The organism is Alkaliphilus peptidifermentans DSM 18978 (assembly GCF_900101495.1).
Taxonomy (GTDB): Bacteria; Bacillota; Clostridia; order Peptostreptococcales; family Natronincolaceae; genus Alkaliphilus_C; species Alkaliphilus_C peptidifermentans.
Map to the genome: position 1 here is coordinate 37,180 of NZ_FMUS01000016.1, position 8,114 is coordinate 45,293.

An 8,114-nucleotide genomic window follows, 5' to 3' on the forward strand; every position below is an offset into this window, starting at 1 on the left:
TATAGATTCAAGTTTTAAATTCTAAGGCATTGACTGCTTATACAGCTTTAGTTTGTGTAATATCCCTCTATTAATGGTATAATTTGAGGCTCTATCCTTTTCATTGCCTCTTCTGCTGTTTCTTCACCTAACCATACCAAATCAAGTGCGGGGTCTACTATAGCACGCATTTGTCCATAATTCCTTACATTAAATGCTGGCATAGCTACTCCATTATTAAGTACCTGATTCATCATTGCATCTGTATATCCCTCTGGATGTGCGTCATTGCCTGTGGCCCACTTGCCTATTAACTGGGGATCTGTATACCAGTCTCTTAGTATAGGCATCCATAATCCACCTGCATGCAGGTCCAGGGACACCTCCGGATTTGCAAGATATCTATAGAGAAGCCAAGCTTCTTCAGGATGCTTTGTTGTTTTAAATATGGCTGTACCTCCACTTAAAACCATTGTTTTGCAGGAATCAAGCTTAGGCATAATACCTATACCAAGCTGGAAGTCCTGTTGTGCAAAATCCAACAGCGACCAGTTTCCACCAATAGTCATGGCTATTTTATTTGTTTGAAGGGCTATTGAGGTATCTGGAAGACTCTTCATCTGAACTGGCGATGGTGAAACATGATGGACATTGATTAAATCCGCCAGCTTCTGTAGGGCTTCTAATGCTTCTGGTTTGTTAAGACCAAAGTCTTTACCATCCTCTGTAAGCCAGCCTCCATTATTTGAAGCCACAACTGTCAAATAAACACCAGCATAATTATCAAATTGAAGCCCATACTGCTTTATTTTCCTGTGATCAAAGCCTACCTCTGTTGCATTTTTACCATTTTCATCGATAGTTAGCTTTTTACATACCTCCACAAATTCATCCCAGCTCCAGGCATCTTCAACCGTTGTCGGTGCTGGTGGAAGACCTGCCTTCTGGAACATCTCTACGTTGTACATAAGAGCAAAGCCCTCCTGGGCAGTGGCCAGCCCTGCACATTTATCAGGAGCCCAATTATAAAATGCAGTATCAAGAATATCCTCTTTCCTTAATACCGAATCATTTTCTAGAAAGTCAAAGATATTCAAAAACAAATCATCCTCTGCCCATCTTAGGATGACTGAGTCAGAAATATAACCAGCATCCGGAGCAGTATTTCCAGCTATCATGGCTGTTAATTTTGCAGTATAATCCGATGGAATGTATAGCGGCTCAACTTTAATCCAGTCATACTCAGCCTCAAAATCCTTAAGTGCTTTTTCCATGGCTTGCTTCTCAAAGGGACTTCCCCAAAATGAAAACTTTAAATTTACTATTTCCTTACCATCAATTGAAGAATCCGAAGTACTCTTATCAGTACATCCTACAAATAAACCACTAAAAATAATTGCCAACATTAAACACAGAGTCAGTAATTTTTGTGACTTTTTCATGTTTTGTTCCCCCCATTTCAAATATTTTAAGCTGCTTAGTTAAAGTATAAGTGATAAGACTTTTACGGTAAATTCGACTATTTTTGTTTTGGTGTATATTTTTTATATATTTAGAATTATCAGTCTTATTTTGGCAGAACAACTTTAATTTTTGTTCCCTTAAGGGGTTGTGACTCTATTTCAATACCATATAGATCACCATAAATTAATTTGATACGTCTATTTGTGTTGTTTATTCCAATTTTATTGGTATCTCTTCTTACAGCAGTATTAATTTCCTCTATGCTCATTCCAATACCGTTATCTTCAACAACAAAATATCTTTTATCATCAGATATCCATCCGGAAATCTTAATAATACCGCCACTTTTAATATTTTGGAATCCATGTATAATGGCATTTTCTACAAAGGGTTGAAGAAATAGCTTTGGCACATTATATTTAAAAATCTCAGGCTCCATATTGTAATCAACAATAAATTTACCTTCAAACCTATAATTCATAATAAACAGGTAATTTTTTAACCATTGAAAATCGTCAATAAACTTCTCCATTTCGCTTTGGTTCTGTGAAGTATACTGGAGCATTGATGATAGGCTTATAATCATATTGCTTATTTCACTCTGCTTATTTTCTATAGCTCTCCAGTTTATAATATTTAGTGTGTTATATAAAAAATGCGGATTCATTTGTATATTTAATGCCATTATTTCAGTCTCTTTTTGCCTTATTTTTGCTTTATAGTTTTCTTCTATCAAAAGCTTAATCTTATCATTCATATTGTTAAACCGGCTTATTAACGCTCCAAATTCTCTGCCGCTTTTTATCTGAATTTTTGTATCGAAGTCCCCTTCTCCTGTCTTCTTAATAGCTTCAAACAGTTTATTCAGAGGCTTTGTTATTGACCAAGATATTAAATATGCGAATAGGACTGAAGCTATTAAAAGCATCATGGCCAAATTAATTGTATATGATTTCATTGCCGGCACGTAATAGGTCATTAGTGCTTCGGGAGATATAACTACTGCTGCTATCCAATTGGTTACTTTTGATGTATCATAGCATACAATCATTCTTTTATCATTAATATTTACAAAATCAGAGCCACTTCCCTTGACAAGCAATTCCTCCATCCATATGGGCTTTTCTTTTTCACCCACCAACTTTTCATCACTATGGGAAATGATATTGCCATCCTGATCCATAATAAAGTAATATGATCCATTTATAGTTAAGCTGTTTTCAAAAACCTCCCTAAAAATATCTTCTTTAAAATTAACAATAAGTACAGGCCGTTCAACAGATTTATCGAGACTTTTCATTTGTCCACCTTTCAGATGCGAGAAATTAAGGAGTCTTACAGCTGAAAAAAGATATTTGTAGTCAAGCTTTACCTGGCTATAGTAATTTAAATCGTACATTTTCACATAATCATAGGTAGGAATCCATCGAAGTGCACCGTTTGACTGGACAGCCCTTTCATAGATCTCAGTATCTAAAAATTTTTCATATGGTATATGTATTGTGTTATTCCCAAATAAGTAAAAGCTTGTAACAACACTTGTGGAATAATTATTCTTTCCTTCAAGCAAGTATTTGTTTATATAAGTAATGATTTTCTTATCGGATTCTATTAGATTGTATCTATCTCTTGGATCTATCTCATTAAAAATGTTGAAAATAGCTTCTTCAGAAATCATCATCAGGCTATTCTCTTCAATTTTAGATAATTGAGCATCTATTATTTCATTGCTTTGTTTCACTATTTCATAAATATTCTGCCTTGCGAGATTAGTAGAGACTTCCATACTTATACTATAATTTTTATACCACATAATACCTAAGGGTATAGCAATTATAATTATATAGGATACAAGAAGCTTTGTTCTAAACCTTAAATTCGGCAGGTAATTATTTATTGATGATAATTTTTTTAATACTGGATGGTTATTCTCTTTTTGAAAAATATCTGTATTCATTTGGTGTCATGCCACACTCCTTCTTGAATATTTTAATGAAATACTTGGCATCACGATAACCTACCATTCGAGAAATTTCATATACCTTATTATTGGCATCCTTCAACATTTCCCTGGCTTTGCATATTCTTATTTCATTGACATACTGACTGAAATTTACTTGAGTACTGGTTTTAAACAAATTACTTAAATAGGCGGGATTAAAATAGAACAGTTTGGCCACTGAGTCAAGGGAAAGGTCCTCCATATAATGCTGGTGAATGTATTTTTTGATTTCTTCGATAATTATTGGGTTTTTACAGCTTTTGGTTTCGGCAAGTTCATCAATTAAATCCTCTATTATTCTATATGTGAGGCCTTTTAATTCTTTCAGACTATTACATTGGAAGAGGTTGATATTTATATCAGCTTCCAGCTTTTTAGATATATGACTTTTAAATCGTATCATTATTGTTTTTATTTGATTCTTTAAAAGTCCTGCAATACCATTAATTAGTTGTTGGGGCTTTGGATAACCGTCCTTTAAGAGGATATCAAAAATATCCTCCATTATATCTATAGCTAAAGCCTTGTCCATATTTAGAACACTATTGGTTAAATCTGTCTCATTATCTGGAATCAATTGTTCATGTCTAATAATATTAAGCTCATCATAATATATGGCTTTATCATATCCTATATAAAATCCATACTCCAAGGCTGTTTTTCCATGCTTGAAGGAGACTTTAGCTTCATTAAATGGATTTTTGTAAACAGTACCAACTCCAATTGTCACATCCATCTGGAAATTTTCCCTAATTGATCTTAATAGATCATTAAAAATTTCTGTGCATTCTTTCTTTAAGTAATCGATTTTGTCGTTTATTTCCAAGATTGATACCACCCTATAGGTCTCATCCTGCAGAAAAAAAACAATCGTTTTCCCGAGAGAATTAAGTGACTCACCAATCATTTTTTTAATTTTTCCCTTCACCTCTATATTACCTGGGTCTTCATTAAACTCATTATGGCTATTAAACTGAAGGACAATTACTACTCCCCTATCACTTAAGGGAAACTGTTTACACATTTCTTCAAATTCATGGATACTTATAACCCCAAATATAAGCTTGTTTAGATTATGCTCATAATACTCGGGCAGGGCATTGTTCAATTGTATCCTTAATTTTGTACTCTCATTTCTGCCTTTATGTTCTTCTTTAATTTTTCCATCTACTTTCTTTAAAATCTCATCCACTTTCTCTCCATTTACGGGTTTTAGAATATAATCAAAAGCACCGCACCTAATAGCCTTCTGGGCATATTCAAAATACCCATAGGCACTCAATATAACTATTTTAATTTCTTTATTATATGCCTTAGTACTTTCAATCAACTGAAGTCCATCAATGATTGGCATTTTAACATCGGTAAACAGTATATCCACATGGTTGCATTTAATATGTTCAAATGCTTCTTCACCATTAGATGCATCAGAAATGTAATAATCTGGTCTAAGGCTTCTGATCATATTTGTCAAGCCTCTTACATGTATCGGTTCATCATCAACAATCAATACTCTATACATTTACTTCCCTCCACTTCCCATTAGCAAGAAAGCCTTTTCTATTTTTCTTTGACTAAACACTTCCCTTCATCAGGTTTTGCTTATTTTTTAAATTTAAAATGGGGTTATTAACTTGCATATTTATTAAGGTATAACTATCTCAAGAATACCAAAGCTTACAATGGAACTCAAGGACAATAATTAAAACCGCCTATTAGTAAGCGGTTTACGGAATATAAGTATACTTTTAAAACATTACGTCAAATTGGACTGTATGAATAGGGATTAAATAACATATGTCATATATAATTAATTATAATAAATATCAATGAAATGACCAGATATAATACTTAAAATAATCAATATTTGCTTTTAATATAATCAGCCACATCATCAATTTCAGGAAAAAGAGTTGCTTTATTAATCGAAAAAGCATTTAATACATTAAGAAGCCTTTGTTTATTCTCTACAATAAAAATTTGTCGCTTACCATTAGGTTCTTTGTAACGTAATTCATTAACATCTAGATGCCTATTATTATTGGACAGTCCACATAATATAAAGGCTCCGTCTTGTTTCAGTATCCTATTATTGTTTTTGATTGGCAACACAATTCGACTATGCAATAGATCCTCTTTTATTACTTGATCCTTAAATGCTGGTTTTTCAGTTTTAACCTCGTGCAATAAACGTTCTATTTTTATATTAAACTCTTCCTGTGTCAAGCCTTCATCAACAGCATATTTATACATCTCCTGTTGTTTTTCATATTCAAACATAGGTAGACTTGCCAATATCGATACGGTATCACTTTGGGGATATTTTATTGCCCAGTCGCCAACAGAAAAAACAACAATTTCGCCATATGAATCAAAATGATTACAGCAGGCAAAATATAATGCCACCAAGGGATTGGTTGTAATATCCAGTAGTCTTGTTGGCAATCCATAATGCTGCATTTCCACAAGATATTCCAGATGGGACTTCATATTTTGGAAATTACTTGGAGAGTTGATAAGCAGCTCATTATACATTTTTCGTTCGTTAAAAAGCCAGCTTTTTTTACGCATCAGGGATGGAACTAATACATAGTTTGCTTCAGAATGCCCCCGGTAAAATATTTTTTTCCCTAAGGATGCCATTTCTTCAATACATTGAAAAAATTTCTCAATGGAGGATATAAAGTTTAGTTCCACTTGTGAATTTAAGTAAGCAATACCTTTAGAAAATCTTATCTCATCATTCAGTTGATATTTCTCAATCAACAGCTGCATCAATTCCTTAGTAGCTTCTATACGAGCTTCTGCATTGTTGAGAGACTTATATATCCAATAGATTAAGGCTTGTCCTTCTATTAGCTTCATATCATCAGATTTACCGTAGGTCTGCATTGCTTCTGACTTTAAAAAAATATTTAAACTCTCAGATACATTCTTTTTTTGGGGATATTTATTTCTATACAGCTCTATAAATGGAGAATTGATATTTTTTAACATTTGCAGCATATAATCTTTACTGATTTTACTTGATATATAAAGATTCATATCACAATACCCATCAGAGATCAGTTTATCTCCACATACCAGATAAAAGGCTTTTTCTACAAAGGGATTGGTATACATTTCGTTAAAAAATAAAAAGAAAATAACATTCGCCCCCTCAATATATTAAGTTTGATTCTATGTCTACCATAAGCATACTCCTAATCAGGTTAAAAGGGAATACTCCTCCTTTGTTTCACACTTAACCTGATTATTATGAAATAAGATAAAGGTACTAAATAAAGTTAAGCTTGTCCTGTTTTAAAAGTTGTTTAATTTCTTCAAATACTTCCTTTGGTATTTCAATTAATCCACCCAACACTGGCCTCATTTCTATCCCGTACTTCTCTCGAAGTACTTCTAAATCCACTCCATGGAAACGGTTGGGCAATTCAAACTCCACTATTACTTCAACTGCATAAGGATAGAGTTTTCCATTTGCTTTTCTAGGCTCTGAAACTAAATATGGTTCTCCCACCGGTTTTCCATAACCATAGATGGCCTTAGCACCCTTTAATCCTTTTGTATCACTTTCTCCTGCCTCATATAGCAAAAACCCATGGCTTTTTGCTAGTTTTTCTGCTCTGGAAAAGGCTCTTTCACTAAAATGAATGCCTTCTTCCCTCGGATAGTCTTCCGATGTTTTAAAGTGTTTTTTTATATAGTAGCTACTCAAGATTTTCACCTCCATTTTAGCTATTGCATCCTATAATTTAACGTTAGGTAATAATTAACTCCTCCATTATAATTTATGAATATGTTTATCAATATTATTTGTGTTGTTATCTCCTCATTCTTTCCCATAAGAATATAAAGAATTTTCCAATTCCCAACTTTCCGCCAATATAAGCTGCTATTATCATATAGATTTTTGTAACAGCAATAACCATTACTATAACCATTATTACCCTCAAAATATATTGAATATAATCCATATTTCCTCCTTAGCTGTAATGAATTTTGCTAGAATGCTTTATCCCCTTCGGTATGAAATATCTATCTCCCTTTGAATACGCCGAAATGAGGTGTTTATGATTTTTCACGATTTATTGATCTGATACCACAATCTATATAGCCTCTGACCACCAAGTGCCTTCCAGCTCAGCATAGGATTGAATTACATTGCCAATTCCATTTCCGCTATATGCCTTTTCAATTCCTTTATATTAGCAGCTTTGGTGATTTCTTGCCAAAAACATCTAATCCCAACCAGTTTTCTCTAAAGTTTCTGGTCGAAATAGAATCCTATTTATTAAACCTACTGGACCACTTAATGTTATCAAAAGAAATACAAGAAAACTGGATTTTCCTCGTCTTAAAGCATCCGATGCTGCTGCAAATCCTACCATTGACTAAAATCCAAACCACATAATAGTAAGAATCATTTTTATCCTCCACCAATATTTTTATGTACCATCCATCCTAATATTTAAATTCGCTAAGGCATTTATAGCACCTTTGTAAATCATTTGTCAAATTATCTTATTTTTCGACAAATGGTATTTGTCTGCCTAAATTAAAGTTAGATCATCTAATGAAATGACCTTTACACCATGAGGATGGGTAGGTGATTTTGTGTTTCAATCCTTATTTTACTGGATCTTCTAATAAAATTTTAGAAGATGAT

Annotated in this window: 7 protein-coding genes; all 7 read right to left on the reverse strand. The window is 33.2% G+C overall.

Features of this window, described 5'->3' with window-relative positions; translation table 11 throughout:
• Positions 1 to 47: 47 nt before the first annotated feature.
• The 7 genes from BLP68_RS12120 to BLP68_RS21800 all read right to left on the reverse strand — a co-directional run bounded on the left by BLP68_RS12120 (position 48) and on the right by BLP68_RS21800 (position 7,836).
• A complete protein-coding gene (locus tag BLP68_RS12120) occupies positions 48 to 1,421 on the reverse strand; it encodes an ABC transporter substrate-binding protein (protein WP_091543903.1) in 1,374 nt (457 codons plus the stop codon).
• Positions 1,422 to 1,546: 125 nt separating this feature from the next.
• The gene (locus tag BLP68_RS12125; protein ID WP_091543907.1) at positions 1,547 to 3,400 is read right to left on the reverse strand and encodes a sensor histidine kinase; all 1,854 of its coding nucleotides are present in this window, start codon (positions 3,398 to 3,400) and stop codon (positions 1,547 to 1,549) included.
• Positions 3,369 to 4,967: a response regulator transcription factor gene (locus BLP68_RS12130; RefSeq protein WP_091543909.1), complete on the reverse strand. Its 1,599-nt coding sequence runs from the start codon at positions 4,965 to 4,967 to the stop codon at positions 3,369 to 3,371. Before BLP68_RS12130 ends, BLP68_RS12125 begins: the two co-directional genes overlap by 32 nt.
• Positions 4,968 to 5,305: 338 nt before the next feature.
• Positions 5,306 to 6,490 carry an FRG domain-containing protein gene (locus BLP68_RS12135; protein ID WP_176759002.1) on the reverse strand — a complete coding sequence of 395 codons (1,185 nt, stop codon included), beginning with the start codon at positions 6,488 to 6,490 and terminating at the stop codon, positions 5,306 to 5,308.
• A 232-nt stretch (positions 6,491 to 6,722) separates the two neighbouring features.
• Complete coding sequence (locus BLP68_RS12140; RefSeq protein ID WP_091543915.1) at positions 6,723 to 7,163, reverse strand: hypothetical protein; 441 nt, start codon at positions 7,161 to 7,163, stop codon at positions 6,723 to 6,725.
• A gap of 106 nt (positions 7,164 to 7,269) precedes the next feature.
• The gene (locus BLP68_RS21795; RefSeq protein ID WP_176759003.1) at positions 7,270 to 7,422 is read right to left on the reverse strand and encodes a hypothetical protein; all 153 of its coding nucleotides are present in this window, start codon (positions 7,420 to 7,422) and stop codon (positions 7,270 to 7,272) included.
• 264 nt (positions 7,423 to 7,686) lie between these two features.
• A complete protein-coding gene (locus tag BLP68_RS21800) occupies positions 7,687 to 7,836 on the reverse strand; it encodes a hypothetical protein (RefSeq protein ID WP_176759004.1) in 150 nt (49 codons plus the stop codon).
• Between the last annotated feature and the right edge of the window lie 278 nt (positions 7,837 to 8,114).

Coding starts and splice junctions, on each gene's coding strand:
- BLP68_RS12120 (WP_091543903.1), bottom strand. CDS start 1,421: ATGAAAAAGTCACAAAAATTACTGACTCTGTGTTTAATGTTGGCAATT.
- BLP68_RS12125 (WP_091543907.1), bottom strand. CDS start 3,400: ATGAATACAGATATTTTTCAAAAAGAGAATAACCATCCAGTATTAAAA.
- BLP68_RS12130 (WP_091543909.1), bottom strand. CDS start 4,967: ATGTATAGAGTATTGATTGTTGATGATGAACCGATACATGTAAGAGGC.
- BLP68_RS12135 (WP_176759002.1), bottom strand. CDS start 6,490: ATGAATCTTTATATATCAAGTAAAATCAGTAAAGATTATATGCTGCAA.
- BLP68_RS21795 (WP_176759003.1), bottom strand. CDS start 7,422: ATGGATTATATTCAATATATTTTGAGGGTAATAATGGTTATAGTAATG.
- BLP68_RS21800 (WP_176759004.1), bottom strand. CDS start 7,836: ATGGTAGGATTTGCAGCAGCATCGGATGCTTTAAGACGAGGAAAATCC.